Origin of the sequence: Phyllobacterium sp. LjRoot231 (assembly GCF_964253365.1) — a bacterium.
Taxonomy (GTDB): domain Bacteria; phylum Pseudomonadota; class Alphaproteobacteria; order Rhizobiales; family Rhizobiaceae; genus Phyllobacterium.
Window position 1 is genome coordinate 4,519,705 of the sequence record NZ_CAXUQT020000001.1, and the last position, 15,499, is coordinate 4,535,203.

Annotated in this window: 15 protein-coding genes and 2 pseudogenes; 9 read left to right on the top strand and 8 right to left on the bottom strand. The window is 57.1% G+C overall.

Features of this window, described 5'->3' with window-relative positions:
- Positions 1-7 precede the first annotated feature (7 nt).
- Positions 8-1,450, bottom strand: coding sequence for a helix-turn-helix domain-containing protein (locus ACSQ3H_RS22525; protein ID WP_436119098.1), 1,443 nt, complete (start codon positions 1,448-1,450; stop codon positions 8-10).
- Positions 1,451-1,851: 401 nt separating this feature from the next.
- Between ACSQ3H_RS22525 and aceA the strand changes: the two genes are divergently transcribed.
- Positions 1,852-3,141 (top strand): isocitrate lyase, encoded by a 1,290-nt coding sequence (gene aceA, locus ACSQ3H_RS22530; protein WP_436119099.1) that lies wholly within the window; start codon positions 1,852-1,854, stop codon positions 3,139-3,141.
- Positions 3,142-3,167: 26 nt separating this feature from the next.
- On the top strand, positions 3,168-3,401 hold the full coding sequence (locus ACSQ3H_RS22535) for an SMc00767 family acetate metabolism repressor (RefSeq protein ID WP_100000043.1): 234 nt from the start codon (positions 3,168-3,170) through the stop codon (positions 3,399-3,401).
- Between the two features lie 197 nt (positions 3,402-3,598).
- Here ACSQ3H_RS22535 and ACSQ3H_RS22540 read toward each other — a convergent pair whose 3' ends face one another.
- On the bottom strand, positions 3,599-3,844 hold the full coding sequence (locus ACSQ3H_RS22540) for a hypothetical protein (RefSeq protein ID WP_436119100.1): 246 nt from the start codon (positions 3,842-3,844) through the stop codon (positions 3,599-3,601).
- 451 nt (positions 3,845-4,295) lie between these two features.
- Positions 4,296-4,553 (bottom strand): hypothetical protein, encoded by a 258-nt coding sequence (locus ACSQ3H_RS22545; protein ID WP_436119101.1) that lies wholly within the window; start codon positions 4,551-4,553, stop codon positions 4,296-4,298.
- Positions 4,554-4,712: 159 nt separating this feature from the next.
- On the opposite strand from ACSQ3H_RS22545, the gene ACSQ3H_RS22550 reads away from it, so the two are divergent.
- The 6 genes and pseudogenes from ACSQ3H_RS22550 (at position 4,713) to ACSQ3H_RS22575 (ending at position 10,060) form a co-directional block, all read left to right on the top strand.
- A complete protein-coding gene (locus tag ACSQ3H_RS22550; RefSeq protein WP_436119102.1) occupies positions 4,713-5,432 on the top strand; it encodes a Crp/Fnr family transcriptional regulator in 720 nt (239 codons plus the stop codon).
- A gap of 134 nt (positions 5,433-5,566) precedes the next feature.
- Positions 5,567-7,000: a glutamine synthetase family protein gene (locus ACSQ3H_RS22555; protein ID WP_436119103.1), complete on the top strand. Its 1,434-nt coding sequence runs from the start codon at positions 5,567-5,569 to the stop codon at positions 6,998-7,000.
- Positions 7,001-7,002: 2 nt separating this feature from the next.
- Entirely contained in the window at positions 7,003-8,289 is a 1,287-nt protein-coding gene (locus ACSQ3H_RS22560) for an NAD(P)/FAD-dependent oxidoreductase (protein ID WP_436119104.1), read from the top strand.
- A gap of 284 nt (positions 8,290-8,573) precedes the next feature.
- Positions 8,574-9,191: pseudogene (locus ACSQ3H_RS22565) on the top strand (calcium-binding protein); the annotation flags it as partial.
- A gap of 125 nt (positions 9,192-9,316) precedes the next feature.
- Positions 9,317-9,394, top strand: a pseudogene (locus ACSQ3H_RS22570) (calcium-binding protein); the annotation flags it as partial.
- A gap of 6 nt (positions 9,395-9,400) precedes the next feature.
- Positions 9,401-10,060 carry a calcium-binding protein gene (locus ACSQ3H_RS22575; protein ID WP_436119105.1) on the top strand — a complete coding sequence of 220 codons (660 nt, stop codon included), beginning with the start codon at positions 9,401-9,403 and terminating at the stop codon, positions 10,058-10,060.
- A 63-nt stretch (positions 10,061-10,123) separates the two neighbouring features.
- Here the strand turns inward: ACSQ3H_RS22575 and ACSQ3H_RS22580 are convergent, their stop codons facing one another.
- Entirely contained in the window at positions 10,124-11,248 is a 1,125-nt protein-coding gene (locus tag ACSQ3H_RS22580; protein ID WP_436119106.1) for a beta-ketoacyl-ACP synthase III, read from the bottom strand.
- A gap of 132 nt (positions 11,249-11,380) precedes the next feature.
- Between ACSQ3H_RS22580 and ACSQ3H_RS22585 the strand changes: the two genes are divergently transcribed.
- The gene (locus tag ACSQ3H_RS22585; protein ID WP_436119107.1) at positions 11,381-12,985 is read left to right on the top strand and encodes an inorganic phosphate transporter; all 1,605 of its coding nucleotides are present in this window, start codon (positions 11,381-11,383) and stop codon (positions 12,983-12,985) included.
- Between the two features lie 49 nt (positions 12,986-13,034).
- Here ACSQ3H_RS22585 and ACSQ3H_RS22590 read toward each other — a convergent pair whose 3' ends face one another.
- The 4 genes from ACSQ3H_RS22590 to ACSQ3H_RS22605 form a co-directional block, all read right to left on the bottom strand.
- On the bottom strand, positions 13,035-13,436 hold the full coding sequence (locus tag ACSQ3H_RS22590; protein WP_436119108.1) for a type II toxin-antitoxin system VapC family toxin: 402 nt from the start codon (positions 13,434-13,436) through the stop codon (positions 13,035-13,037).
- On the bottom strand, positions 13,433-13,663 hold the full coding sequence (locus tag ACSQ3H_RS22595) for a type II toxin-antitoxin system Phd/YefM family antitoxin (RefSeq protein WP_436119109.1): 231 nt from the start codon (positions 13,661-13,663) through the stop codon (positions 13,433-13,435). Before ACSQ3H_RS22595 ends, ACSQ3H_RS22590 begins: the two co-directional genes overlap by 4 nt.
- Before the next feature lie 80 nt (positions 13,664-13,743).
- The gene (locus ACSQ3H_RS22600) at positions 13,744-14,586 is read right to left on the bottom strand and encodes an oxidoreductase (protein ID WP_436119110.1); all 843 of its coding nucleotides are present in this window, start codon (positions 14,584-14,586) and stop codon (positions 13,744-13,746) included.
- A gap of 122 nt (positions 14,587-14,708) precedes the next feature.
- Positions 14,709-15,458 carry an SDR family oxidoreductase gene (locus ACSQ3H_RS22605; protein WP_436119111.1) on the bottom strand — a complete coding sequence of 250 codons (750 nt, stop codon included), beginning with the start codon at positions 15,456-15,458 and terminating at the stop codon, positions 14,709-14,711.
- Between the last annotated feature and the right edge of the window lie 41 nt (positions 15,459-15,499).

Here is a 15,499-nt window from a genome sequence, read left to right on the forward strand (position 1 = left end):
GAGGCCCTCACTGAAAATCGAATGCACTCAGCCCTGTCACCATTTCGTCCAGGCCGAGCGGACGTGTCACCGGCGGTTCGGCGCGGGAGAGGCAGGCGCTGCGCTCGCACAGGCGGCAGGCGGGGCCGACAGGCGTCGAACCAACGAATTTGCCGAGTGGCGGCGTGCTGATGCTCCTGTTGCCGAGCGCACTGCCATAAACCGTTTGGTCCGCATATTCGATGTCGCAGCCGAGCAGGATGGCCGTGCGGCGCGGGCGTTCGTTGAAAGCGCCTTGCGGACCTTCCAGCGTACGCGCGATGGTGAGGAATTCGGCGCCATCCGGCATTTCCACCGCCTCGACGAGTATCTGGCCGGGTTGAGCGAAGGCAGAGTGAACCGGCAGCTTCGGGCATTCGCCGCCGAAGCGAGATTGCGGGAAACCTTGCGACCCTGCCCGGCGGAAACGATTGCCCGCGTGGTCCACCTCCAGCATGAAGAACGGAATGTCATTTTTGCCCGTAAGGGTTGTCAGGCGGTTGGCGGCCTGTTCGAATGAAACATGGAAGCGCGAGCGCAGCACATCGACATCGTAGCGCGCGCGGATAGCGGCGGTCTGGAAGGACTGATACGGCATCATCAATGCATGGGCGGCGTAACGCCCGAACTCGAAACGGGCAATGCGCCGCGCCTCATCGGAGGAGAGCTTCAGGTCCTGGATTTCCGCGGCGATGACCACCTGCATGCGCATCAGCGCGGCTTCCATCGCCACTTCGCGCAGTTGGTCGAAGGGCGACAGGCGCTCGGAGATGAACAGGCGCTGCGAATGGCGGTCATAGCGGCGGCGCCAGTTCGGCATGGTTGCGACAGGCAGGATGCGGACGGAGATGCCGTGTTCGCTTTTCAGCCAGGCTTTCAGCGCACCGAGAAGATCATCGCCGGGCTTGATCAGGCTGGTGAAACTTTCGACCTCCCCTTCGATGCGGGGAAAATGATTGGCGCGGCGCTCCAGCACTTCGCGCACTTCGTTGAGCGGCATGCGTGTGGCGACAAGAGATGGCGCCCGGCCATCCTTGGCCAGAAGTTCCGACAGATCGGAAAGGCGCTCGAGGGATTCCCGGTAGGCGCGATAAAGCTTGATGATGCCGGTGGCGGCATTGGGCGCGGCATCGCTGATTTCGATAAGCTCCTGATCGCCCGGCAATTCGCCATTAAGCAGCGGATCGGAAAACACCTCCTTGAGCGCAACCATGGAGGAGCCCGTCTCCATCTGCAGCGTGTCGAGCTCGATCTTGTAGGTTGAGGAAAGCTTCAGCAACAGCTGCACTGTGAGCGGACGCTGGTTGCGCTCGATCAGGTTGAGGTAGGACGGCGAAATGCCTAGCGCCTCGGCCATCGAGGTCTGTGTCAGGCCACGCTCGTTGCGGATGCGCCTTATGCGCGGGCCAGCGAATATTTTGCCTTCAGCCATAGGCCCCCACTATTGCCTGCGTCGCTGCTGTGCGTGGTTCGACAAGCTCACCATGAGGGTTACTGGTGCGCTGCAAGGCTAATCGCCACCGTTGGATTTCGTCGGTATTGCAATTCCACTTCGATCCCTCATGGTGAGCTTGTCGAACCACGCACAGCAGTATCGTAAGCCGGTTGTGACAAGATTTACACAAAATATCGTCTAATCTCAATATTACAAAATTTACAAATTTACAATCCTGGTTTGTCAAACACCTGACACCATAACTCGATATAATGGCAATAAAATACGATATTTCTGGATCATATCGCGCCGCAATGTAAATTTAGTCATATCAACGCGGTCGCCAAACTCCCCTATCAGGCAGGCTGCGGCAAGATAAACTCTTTGTGGAGATGATAATGACTGATTTTTACAACCTCGTACCAAACGCACCGGAGGGCCGCTATGACGGTATCGAACGCCCCTATACACCTGACGATGTCAAGCGACTGCGAGGCTCGGTTCAGATCAAATATACTCTCGCTGAGAACGGTGCCAACCGGCTCTGGAAGCTCATCCACGAAGAGGGTTTCGTCAATGCACTGGGCGCTCTCTCGGGCAACCAGGCTATGCAGATGGTTCGCGCAGGCCTCAAGGCAATTTATCTTTCCGGATGGCAGGTTGCTGCCGATGCAAACACAGCTTCAGCCATGTATCCTGACCAGTCGCTCTACCCGGCAAATGCGGCGCCGGAACTGGCCAAGCGCATAAACAAGACGTTGCAGCGCGCCGACCAGATCGAAACGGCGGAGGGCAAAGGTCTTTCGGTCGACACCTGGTTTGCGCCGATCATCGCCGATGCGGAGGCGGGTTTCGGCGGACCGCTGAATGCCTTCGAGATCATGAAGGCTTTCATCGAGGCTGGCGCTGCCGGCGTTCACTATGAAGACCAACTCGCTTCGGAAAAGAAGTGTGGCCATCTCGGCGGCAAGGTGTTGATCCCGACGGCAGCGCATATCCGCAACCTCAATGCCGCGCGGCTTGCCGCCGACGTCATGGGTACGCCGACACTGGTCATCGCCCGCACTGATGCGGAGGCTGCCAAGCTTCTGACATCGGATATCGACGAGCGCGATCAGCCCTTTGTCGATTACGATGCCGGACGGACAACGGAAGGCTTTTATCAGGTCAAGAACGGACTGGAATCCTGCATTGCCCGGGCGATTGCCTATGCACCGCATGCGGACCTGATCTGGTGCGAGACCTCCAAGCCCGATCTGGAACAGGCAAGGCGGTTTGCCGAAGGTGTGCGCAAGGAACATCCGGACAAGCTGCTCGCCTATAATTGCTCGCCTTCCTTCAACTGGAAGAAGCATCTGGATGAGGCGACGATCGCCAAGTTCCAGCGTGAATTGGGCGCCATGGGCTACAAGTTCCAGTTCATTACGCTGGCCGGGTTCCATCAGCTCAACTTCGGCATGTTCGAACTCGCCCGCGGCTACAGGGACCGGCAGATGTCGGCCTACTCGGAACTGCAGGAAGCGGAATTCGCCGCCGAGGCCAATGGCTACACGGCGACCAAGCACCAGCGCGAAGTCGGTACCGGCTATTTCGATGCGGTTTCGCTGGCAATCACCGGCGGCCAATCATCGACAACGGCGATGAAGGAATCGACCGAGACGGCACAGTTCCGCCCGGCTGCAGAATAAAATAACAAAACGCCAAGGAGAAAATCATGGCACCGCAGACACGCGTCAAGGAACGGGCCGAGGAGCAATCATCGGCTATGAATACAGACCAGCAGGCTGTCATTCGCATGGTCGCCAATGACCTGCACCGCCTCAACCAGTCGGTCATGAAGGCGGTCGACGCCGGTGTATCCGTGGAGCTTGTCCGCTCCGCCCGCCACCATGGCGGGGACGGCAACTGGGGCGATCTGCTGATCCCCGTCGTCGTCACCCGGCAATAGCTCTCCGTGGCCTTCTCTGGCTTCGGGTCGGGAGCTAGAGCAGAACCGCTCGCAATAAATTGCGAGCGGTTTCTTTGGCCTGATGGAAAGAGTGCGTGGTTCGATTTGCCCTCGAACCACGCACTGATGATCGGAGCTGTTTGGCCCCACAGCGAAACCAGGGAGATTCTTCGCCTCAAACAAATCCAATCACCGGCTCAGTTTAGAAAGAGGCGTCTTATATTCACGACCGATGCCAGCGAGCGGTCCATCCGCTGGTCTGCTGCATAGGCAAGGGCGAGCCCGATGATCGCTTTGGTGGTCTCATCCGTCGACCATCCTGCTTCTCCAGCCTCTATCGCAAGACAGTCGATGGCGCGCCGAAATTCAGCGTCCAACGCCATCTGACAATCGAAACCTCGGTTGGGATAATCGGTTGGCCGCCTCGGTTTTTGAATGCTCATGTTCCCTCCATTCCTGGGTGCAACGAGCCTTTGGGAAGATGGCGACCAAACAACTTGTGACGTGTTTAGTGAGACTTCAGAAACCTCAAATGCATCCGCTCGCGCCTTTTAGCCTTACGCACAGCATATTTTCCAACAAGCGTCTTCTCGGTCAGCACGGAAACCAAGAAATTCGGACAATGCTCCTCGACACGCGGACTCGTTTGCTCGACATATCGCTTTTGGCAATAGGGCAGGATGTTGTCGCCCGCAAAATAGTAGACGTTATTCATTCAATTCTTCCTCTCCAGAAAGAGTTAAACAAATTTAGCAATACAATAATTATTTTGGATTACGGCAATATATATCGTAATTTTTGTCTGTCAATGGACAAATTTTTTTAAATAAAACTTTACTTAAGAGGATACTCGCATTGACAAAACGTTGCACGCGTCAGTTTTTTATTAGCCAATTACTCGAGACTGGCATTACCCGTGACAACCGGCGCTCGAGCAAATTCGTCATTCTGCTGCGCGTCTTTCCCGCATTCGAGTGCTGCGAGCGGCACGAGCGTCGCTGATGAATATTGGCCTGCGTCAGTCTTGCTGTTCGCGCTTTCGAAAATGTTTGCAATAATTTTCTTATCTTCTCCAAACAGAAATACTTTTACAGCATCGACGAGTGTCTTCCGGCGTAAAGTAAACCTTTTATATTTTGCAATATGTGTCATAATGTAGGCCAGAGAAAATATAGCCGTTTATTCGGGCAAATAATGACAGACAATTGCACGGCTGTCCATTGGTGGACAATGCATTGTGTCATTTTTTTATTTCTATATTTATACTATTTCATCACGCAGGATTCTCTGTTCCCGCGGGAAGGGAACAGGATGTCAGCTTCACAATCTGCGTTTGAGAACAAGCTTCTCAGGCATATGCGCGCGAACGATTTTGCTTTGCTGGTTCCGCATCTCGAGGCACAGAAGTTGCCGTTGAGGCATGTGATCGAGAAATCGCAAACGCCCGTCACCGAAGTATACTTTCTTGAAACGGGCCTTGCCTCGATTGTCGCAAAAATGCCCAGTGGCCGCGACATCGAGGTCGGAATATCCGGCAATGACGGAATGACGAGTTCCGCGGTTATTCTTGGCGGCATGCAATCGCCGCATGACAGCTACATCCAGGTGGCGGGCCATGGTTACAGCATCGCTACCGCGCATCTTCAACGTGCCATGGAAGCGAGCAACACGCTGCGCAACTATCTGCTCCTTTATGTCCATACGATGGTCGTTCAGACGGCATCGACAGCATTGGCGAATGGCCAGGCCAATGTCACGGCGCGATTGGCCCGCTGGCTTCTCATGGTGCATGACCGCACCCACGGTCCGGACGTTGTGCTGACCCACGAGTTCCTGTCGATCATGCTTGGCGTGCGGCGGCCCTGGGTGACGGAAACCTTGCATGTACTGGAAGACAAGCGGTTGATCCGGGCAAAGCGTGGACAGATAACCATTGTCGATCGAATGGGGCTCATGATCGAGGCCGACGGTTTCTATGGGGTAGCCGAGAAAGAGTACAAACGGCTTCTCGGGGTAAATCTGGCGCGCTAATCAATCATACGCTGGCTCACAAATGAGCATGCGGACATATGCTGCTGCGCTATTCCATAATTTTCTCGTCCCCGCCTCCCATACCGCCAATTTTTCCTCTATCATCCTGTCACCGCAATTAAATCTGGTGATTGATGCCTTCCGAAACTCCTGAAAAGAAACCCGCACGGACCACAACAAGGCGGCGTACGCCCGCTTATGTCAAGGCGACACGCGGTGTGAAAAACTGGCGCGAAGCTTCCGAATGGCTGGCCTGGCGGGATATCGAGGACATCGAATGCATTACGCCGGACCAGGCCGGTGTGGCACGCGGCAAGATGATGCCGTCGAAAAAGTTTACCTCCAACACATCGCTGGCCCTGCCCTCGGCCGTATTCATGGCGACGATCTCCGGCTCCTATCCGGAAGACGGCCACGGTTTCTCCTACCCCGAGGATGACGGCGATCTGAAGCTGATGCCGGATCTCTCGACGCTCTCGGAAGTGCCGTGGGAAAGCGACCCCACAGCGCAGGTCATCTGCGATCTCGTCAACAAGGACGGGGAAGCGGTGGAGTTTACCCCGCGCAATGTGTTGAAGCGCGTCATGGCCGCTTATGCCAAGAAGGGACTGAAGGCGGTCGTTGCCCCGGAAATCGAATTCTATCTGGTCAAGAAAAATCCGGACCCGGATTATCCCCTCACCCCCCCGGTCGGCCGCTCGGGCCGTGCGATAGGCGGCGGCCAAGGCTATTCCATTGCCGGCGTCAACGAGTTCGACGAGTTGATAGACGATATCTATCATTTCTCCGAGAGCCAGGGCCTGGAGATCGACACGCTGATCCACGAGGAAGGTGCGGCGCAGCTCGAAATCAATCTGCGGCACGGCGATCCGATCGAGCTTGCCGACCAGGTATTCCTGTTCAAGCGCACTATTCGCGAAGCGGCGCTGAAGCACGACATGTACGCGACCTTCATGGCCAAGCCGATCCAGGGCCAGCCGGGTTCGGCGATGCATATCCATCAGTCGATCATCGACAAGAAGACCGGACGCAACGTCTTCTCCAACCCGGATGGCACCGAAAGCCCGGCCTTCAGGCATTTCATCGGCGGCATGCAGAAGCATGTACCAGCGTCGCTGGTGATGTTCGCGCCTTACGTGAACTCCTACCGCCGCCTGACGCCGGCCGCCTCCGCCCCTGTCAATGTCAAATGGGGCTATGACAACCGCACCACGGCCTTCCGCGTGCCGCGTTCGGACCCGGCGGCGCGGCGTGTGGAAAACCGCATCCCCTCCTCCGATGCCAACCCCTATCTGGCACTGGCGGCGTCGCTCGCCTGCGGCTTGATCGGCATGAACAACAAGATCGACCCGGACGAGCCTGCTTCAACGACGGTCAACGACAATCTGATCGAATTGCCGCGCGGGCTGATCGAGGCGACAATCCTGTTCGAACAGGACAAGGAACTGGTGGCGATGCTGGGTGAGTCATTTGCGATCACCTATGCCGCGATCAAACGCGCCGAGTTCGAGACCTTCATGGAGGTTATCAGCCCGTGGGAACGTGAATTTTTGCTGCTGAACGTTTGAGCATGCCCTATCAATCCCCGATTTCGCCCGGCGTTTCCTGGTACGAAACTGCCATTACCGACCGCGCCGAATACCCGGCGCTGGATGGATCCCGCACTGCCGATGTCGTCATTGTCGGCGGCGGCTTTACCGGCCTCTCGGCAGCCGTGCATCTGGCATCGGCGGGCGTCGATGTGGTGCTGCTCGAGGCCTACCGCTTTGGCGACGGCGCGTCCGGCCGCAATGGCGGCCAGCTCGGGACTGGACAGCGCTCCTGGGCGGAAGAGCTCGAAGCGCAATATGGCTTCACCCGCGCCAAGGCACTGTTCGACCTGGCCGAGGAAGCCAAGAGCCATCTCTTGCAATTTGCCGAGACCCACAAGATCGACCTCGAATACGTGCCCGGGCAAATGTCCGTCGTGCACAAGCAACGCTATCTCAAGGATTACCAGCGCCACGCGGAACTGATGGCGACGCGCTTTGGCTATCCGCATATCCACTACATGGATGCGAAGGAGACTGCGGAGCGGCTCGGTTCCACTCGCTATCTCGGCGGTACCTATGACGAGGGCACCGGCCATATCCAGCCGATGAAACTGGTCGTCGGCACGGCCAAAGCCGCAGCGCAGGCGGGCGCGCATCTCTACGAAAACACCAAGGTCACCGGCATCAAATCAGAAAACGGCCGCGTGACGGTGACGACAGCCACCGGCACAGTGACGGCGGCGAAAGGGTTGATCGCGGTCAACGCCTATGGCGGCAATCTCGAACCCGTCAGCGCCTCTCATGTCATGCCGATCCGCTCATTCATCGGCGCGACCGTGCCGCTCGGTGCTGACAGCCCGGTGCTGCCCGGCGGCGAGAGCGTCGATGATTCCCGCTTCGTCGTGCGCTATTTCCGCCGCTCGAAGGACGGGCGGCTGCTGTTCGGCGGACGGGAGGCCTATACGGCCGACAATCCGCTGCATATCAGCACGCATATCCGCCGCCAGATCGCCGAGATTTACCCGGCCCTCGCCGATATCGAGATCACGCAGGCGTGGGGCGGTTCGGTCGGCATCACCCTGCCCCGTCAGCCCTTCGTGCGCGAGGTCATGCCGAACGTGATTTCAGCGGGTGGTTATTCCGGTCATGGTGTGATGCTGTCGAACTTCGTCGGCAAGCTCTATGCCGAGACGATTGCCGGCAATCGCGACCGGCTGAAGCTGCTGGAAGATTTGAAAATCCCGGCGTTCCCGGGCGGGCGGACGTTTCGCGCGCCATTGCTGTTTCTTGCACTGAGCTGGTACGCACTGGTAGACAGAATCTGATTTACTGTTGTTCAGCAAGTTTATCAAGGAAAATACTGACAAACCAAAGCGTTATCCCGCATAGCTTCGTCAAGAATATTCATAGTAGAGTAAATTAATTAACTCTATAATGCATTTGATTTATTCAAAAACAAGCGTATAGTAACATGTGTATAGATTTTTCAATATATTTTTGAAGATACATACAATCACAGCAAAACACAGATTTGAATTTTGTAGTTGCCGGGTAACAGGCCCCGGGGAGGGAATCCGGCTCGCGCAACCTATTAAGGGAGTGCATGACCATGACATTACATCCGGCACTATTCGCACGTCTGGGGATACACAACTTTCCTTATGATATAACTGTAAATCTTGGTCTATTGGATGTTGCATTCAACGATGTTGCCAATCGCAATACTCTGGTCAACCTCGCCTCGACCACCACTCTCGCCAACGCTGGCAACGGCAATGATTTCGTCAACGGCACCGCCACCACGCTCGCCAGTATCATCAATGGCGGCGATGGCAGCGACCAGCTCTATGGCGGTTCCGGCGCCGATACGCTCAATGGCGGCAACGGCAATGACTTTCTTGAAGGCGGCGGCGGGCTCGACATTCTGAATGGCGGCGCGGACGAGGATACGGTCAGCTACGAGCGCAATGCGCCCACCGCGATCGGTGTCGCCTTGACGCTCGGCAATAATGGCGCGCTGACCACGGCGACGGTCAATGGCGTTGCCGCCGATACGGTGCAGAACATCGAAAACGTCGTCGGCAGCAATTCCAACGACACGGTCAACGGCAATGGGCTCGCCAACAAGCTGATGGGCCTTGCCGGCGCCGACGTTCTCAACGGTGCGGCCGGCAATGACTGGATCGAGGGCGGCATGGGCGCCGATACGCTGAATGGCGGCGCCGGCACCGATACGCTCGCCTATGAAGTCTCGGCCGGGGGCGTCACCATCAATCTGAACCCCAATGGCACCTATATCACCACGGCGACCCTGCGCACAACGATATCGTATACGGCAATGGCGGCAATGATATCCTCAATGGCGGGGGAGGGGATGACATCCTCAATGGCGGAATTGGGGATGACACCATTGCCGGGAATGACGGCAATGACACAATGGATGGCGGTGACGGCGTTGATACGCTGGATTATTCTGCAGCGCCTTTCCAAGTGAACATCTGGATGAATCCCGGACCTGGACAAGCACCCGGCGGCTATGCGTTGGGCGATACGATCCAGAACTTTGAGAATATTCTCGGAAGCGCTTCCAATGACTTCCTCTTTGGCACCGACGGCCCTAACCGCATGGAGGCTGGCAATGGTGACGACACCATCGACGGGCGAAGTGGCGATGACATCATCCTCGCTGGCAACGGTAACGACACTCTGGACAGAGGGATTGGCAATGACACGATCAATGGAGGAGCAGGCAATGATAATATTGTAGGCGCTTCGGGTAATGATACCGTTATTGGAGGTCTGGGCGCCGACACCATGGACAGTAGTACTGGATCAACCCAATTTGTCTACAACGACTCCGCTAACTTCAGGGCTGAATATAATGGCGACACGATCAACTTTTTTAAGCATGGAGTGGACAAGATCGATGTTAGCGCCATCACGAACGTCACTGGCGCGAATGTGAGTATTTCGGCGCAGGGGGGAAAGGATTACCACGTTTTTTTCCTGAGTGATGATTTCAGTGGAACCTATTTCTTGGACGTGCATCTGAACGACGCAACAGCTCAGCTGACATTGAGCGATTTCATACTCTGATCGCACGGGCGCAACGCAAAGAAGCATGAGGTCTGCCTCATGCTTCTTCTTCGACGGTGACGCCTAAACCTTCCTCACAATCACGCTGCCCACCGAATACCCTGCTCCGAACGAGCAGATGACGCCGAGGCTGCCGGGGGCGAGGTCGTCGGAATATTTCGAGAAGGCGATGATCGAGCCTGCCGAGGAGGTATTGGCATAGTCCTGCAGGATATTCGGCTGTTCGCCAGGCTCCGGCTCGCGGCCGAGCACCTTGACGCCGATCAGATCGTTCATGCCCTTGTTGGCCTGGTGCAACCAGAGCCGCGACAGGTGGGCGGGCGCGATATTCTCGTCGGCAAGGTGGGTTAGGATCAGGTCGGAGACGATCGGCACCACCTGCTTGAACACCTTGCGGCCTTCCTGCCGGAACAGCATGTCGCGGCGGTCGGTCATGTGGCCTTCGCGCGTTCGGCGCAGGAAGCCATTATTGTTGCGGATATTGTTGGAAAACCGGGTGAGACAGCGGGTCGAGACGATCTCGAAACGGTCTTTCGCCGTTGCCAGATCGTCGCGCTCGAGCAGCACGGCGGTGCAGACATCGCCGAAGATGAAATGGCAGTCGCGGTCGCGCCATTCGAGATGCGCCGAGCAGATCTCCGGGTTGACCATGAGGATGGCGCGGGCCGAGCCCGAGCGGATCATGTCGGCCGCCGCCTGAATGCCGAAGGTCGCCGAGGAACAGGCGACATTCATGTCGAAGCCAAAGCCTTCGATGCCAAGCGCCTGCTGCACTTCGATGGCGATGGCCGGATAGGGACGCTCATGATTGGAGGCAGCGCAGATGACCGCATCGACCTCCGAAGTATCCCGGCCGGCTTTGGTGAGCGCAAGACTGGCGGCATGCACGGCCATCTGCGCCATGACAGACAGATCCTCATCGCTGCGCTCGGGGAGGACAGGATGCATGATGTCCGGATCGAGAATGCCGGATTTGTTGAGGACGTAGCGGCTTTCGATGCCGGAAGCGCGGACGATGAATTCCTCATTGGACATGGTCACCGGCGCGCGGGTGCCAGCGGCGATCTCGTCGGCGTAGAGCTCGTTCTGCCTTGTGGCATAGGTGTTGAACGCCTCGACCAGCTCGGCATTGCTGATGGACTGTTCCGGCGTGAAAACGCCCGTACCGCTGATGACAACTTTATGCATGGCGCTTCCAGAATTTTGTGTCTTCGAAAAGCGATAGAGATTCCCTGCGTTTCGCGCAAGTTGTCCATGCTGTCATCAAGGGTTCACGCGAGGGTCATAGCCTTTCCTCGTTAACCATTTGGGGATCTGGTCATGACGGTAAGTAACGCAACTGATGCCAGTCTGCGCAGTGCTGAGCATCCGCTCGACAAACCAAGTAGTCTCGGCCGGTGGCCCAATTATGCGGTGGTGGCCATCCTCCTCGCCGGGCTTTTCTATGTCGGTTATTCCCTCACCCAGGAATTGACCAGTTCAGTCGCCGTGCCATGGATACTTCTCGGCCTGGCGCTGCTGATCGCGCTCGGCTTCGAATTCGTCAACGGCTTTCACGATACGGCAAATGCTGTGGCGACGGTGATCTATACCAATTCGCTGCCAGCCGAACTTGCCGTCATCTGGTCCGGTTTCTTCAATTTCCTCGGTGTGATGACGGCGAGCGGCGCGGTTGCCTTCGGCATCATATCGCTGCTGCCGGTGGAACTGATCATGCAGGTTGGGTCGAGCGCCGGCCTTGCCATGGTCTTTTCTCTGCTGATTGCCGCAATCCTGTGGAACCTTGGCACCTGGTATCTGGGCATTCCGTCCTCAAGTTCGCACACGCTTGTCGGGTCGATCGTCGGTGTGGGCCTCGCCAACCAGTTCCTCGCTCCAGCGGGCACAGTGACGAGCGGTGTCGACTGGTCCAAGGCGAGCGAAGTCGGCATGTCCCTTTTGATATCGCCGCTGGTCGGCTTTGGCGTCGCGGCGCTGCTTTTGCTGGTGATGAAGGTTCTCGTCAGGAGCAAGGCGCTTTATGAAGCGCCGAAGGGCAATACGCCGCCGCCCTTATGGATACGCGCCCTGCTCATCTTCACCTGCACCGGTGTCTCCTTTGCCCACGGCTCGAACGACGGCCAAAAGGGCATGGGATTGATCATGCTGATCCTGATCGGCGTCGTCCCGACCGCTTTTGCCCTGAACCGCACGCCGGACATCAATTACCTCGAGGCCTATAAGGCCGCTTCCACTGCGGCGAGCACGACGCTGCACAGTTATGCCAAACCGGAGGTCGCCGTGACCGATGCCCGGGCAGTGGTCAACAATGCGGTGCGCACCAAAACCTGGAGCGACGACATGACGGCCGCATTGCCGCGCTTTATCGACGACACCAGTGCGTCGATCTCTCCCTACGGTTCGGTCGCCAATGTCCCTAACGGCATGGTCAGCAACACGCGCAATGACATGTACCTGATCGGTGAAGCACTGAAACTGGTCGAGAAGCAGAAGCCGCTGCCCCTGCAGGAAGCGGAACTTGCGACGATCAAGTCCTATCACAAGGCCATCGACAACGCGACGAAGTTCATCCCGACATGGGTGAAGGTCGCCGTGGCTCTGGCTCTCGGTCTTGGCACCATGGTCGGCTGGAAACGCATCGTCGTCACGGTGGGCGAAAAGATCGGCAAGACACACCTGACCTATGGGCAGGGTGCATCGGCGGAATTGGTGGCGATGGGAACTATCTTCACCGCCGACAGTCTTGGCCTGCCCGTGAGCACCACGCATATCCTGTCGTCGGGCGTTGCCGGAACGATGGTCGCCAATGGTTCAGGCTTGCAGATGTCGACCGTGCGGAACCTGGCTATGGCGTGGATCTTGACCTTGCCGGTCTCGATCGCGCTGTCATTCACGCTGTTCCTGATCTTGCGGCACTTGATTTAGAAGCAGGCGATAAAACAAACTGGCCGGCTTCGCCGGCCATTTTTTTGTTTTACCATACTCGGCCAACCCAACCTTTGTGGTTGGCAAGCTCATCGAATGTCGTGTCTGCGGAGATCAATGGCAGCTCATGATGTATTGCTGTTGCAGCAAGCATCCGGTCGAATGGATCGCGATGGGTCCAGTCCATCATGCCAGCAGACAGACTGATCTCAGGAGTGAGCGCCGCAACGCGTCCATACTGTTCATCGAGAATATGCGGCAGGCGATTCACGAACGGCTTCATTTCCGGCCATTTGCCAATGCGAACTTTCTGAGCGATTTCAAAAAAGCTGACGGGCGAAACGAAAACAGCCTCTGCTGCTTCGATCATCGATAAATGTGCAACGGGTAAAAGCTTATCGCGAAGTAAGAACCATGCCCACACGTGGGTGTCGAGAAGGATGGATTTCACTCACCACCTTCCCACAGCGCCAACTCCTCTTCAGACATGGGTTCGAGGAAATCCGGCGCTGTGCCGGCCAGTTCCATTAACGCGCCTGCCTTAAAGCGGCTTTTGGGAATGGGAACGATCTTCACGACCGGGTTTTTGCCTTTGGCGATGATAACCTCTTCGCCAGCCAAAGCCGCGTCGATCAGTTTCGATAGATTGGTTTTGGCTGCGTGAACTGTAACCTGCATAATCTGCTCCATTAGCTAACTTAGCTAATACCATCGATTTTCGATTTCTTCAATCAAAAGTTCACGCAGCCCGTATCTGCTTACGCCTCAGGAAAATCCGCGCCGAGTGTGACCTTTTCCCAAGCGTTGAAATCGCGCTGCAGTTCGGCGATTTTGTTGTGGGCGTTCTGGAATGCCTGTTTGCCGAGCAGCAGGCGCAGCGGCGGATCCTTCGCTTCGACTGCCTGGACGATTGCCTTGACCGCACGGACAGGATCGCCGGGCTGATTGCCGCTGATCTCGCGTATCATCTGAGCGCGCTGACCGGAAGTGGAGCGATAGTCGTCAATCGTGTGTTGCGCCTCGCTGGCCGAACGACCAGCCCAGTCGGTGCGGAACGGACCCGGTTCGACGATCAGCACCTTGATGCCGAGAGGTGCGACTTCCTTTGACAGGGCTTCCGACAGCGCTTCGACGGCAAATTTTGTCGCAGTGTAGAAGCTGACGGCAGGGTTCGCCACCAATCCACCTTGCGAGGAGATATTGACGACGGTGCCCGAGCGCTGCTTGCGCAAGGTTGGCAGGACGGCGCGGGTCATGTTGGCGAGCCCCCAGACGTTGATCTCGAACATCTGCCGCACCTCCTTCATCTCGCTTTCCTCGAAGGAGGCGAAATAGCCGATACCGGCATTGTTGACGAGCACGTCGATACGCCCGAAACGCGCCAACGTCGCCTTGACGGCGCTTTCAATGTCTTCAGGTTTGGTCACATCGAGCTTCAGCAAAAGCGCGTTGTCTTCGTGGCCTTTGGCGAGGTCCTTGATCTGCGCGACGTTGCGGGCGGTGACGACGGTCGGATAACCAAGCTCAAGCGTATGGCGCGCAAGTTCGCGGCCAAAACCGGTTGAACAGCCAGTGATGAACCAGACAGGTTTCGATGTCATGTTGATGTCCTTGAAAGATGGGAGCGCCACGGGGTCCGAATGGCCAGGGCGACGCCAGGGGGAATTTGGGCTACACAAACAATGTAGCCCGCCCCGCCCATGTTTCAAGGGTTATCGTACAATCAGATGCAACGCCCGCCATCAACTTCCAGTGCGACGCCGGTGATGAAATCCGCCTCGCTCGAGGCAAGCCACAATGCGGCATTGGCGACGTCGAGCGGTGTCGACAGGCGGCCAAGCGGAACCGTCGCCTTGAATTGCGCACGCTTTTCCGGTGTGTCCTCGCCCATGAACAGGCCGAGCATCGGCGTTTCGCCCGCGACCGGGCACAGGCAATTGACCCGGATATTCTTCGGCGCAAGTTCGACCGCCATGGATTTGGTGGCGCTGATCGCCCAGCCTTTCGATGCATTGTACCAGGTAAGGCCGGGACGCGGGCGTAATCCCGCGGTCGAGGCCGTCGTGATGACCGAGCCGCCGCCCTGCCTTTCCATGATAGGCACCACAGCGAGCGCCGAATAATAGATCGCCTTCATGTTGACGGCGGCGATGAGGTCGAATGTGGATTCATCTACGCCAAGCATTGAGCCATTGCGATGGGTGAAGCCAGCATTGTTGACCATGATGTCGATCCGGCCAAACGCGTCCATGGCGGTCTTTACCATGGCGTCTACCTCTTCCTTGCGCGTAACGTCGGCATGAACGGCAATGGAGGTCTTGCCAATATCCGCGGCGACCTTCTCGGCGCCCACAAGGTTCAAATCGGCAACAACGACATTGGCGCCTTCCTCGGCGAAACGCCTGGCCATTGCCTCGCCAAAGCCCGATGCGCCCCCGGTGATGATTGCTGTCTTGCCTGCCAAACGCTTCATGTCTTCTCCTCATACATGCTGTGGTTCATTGGTGAGTTGGA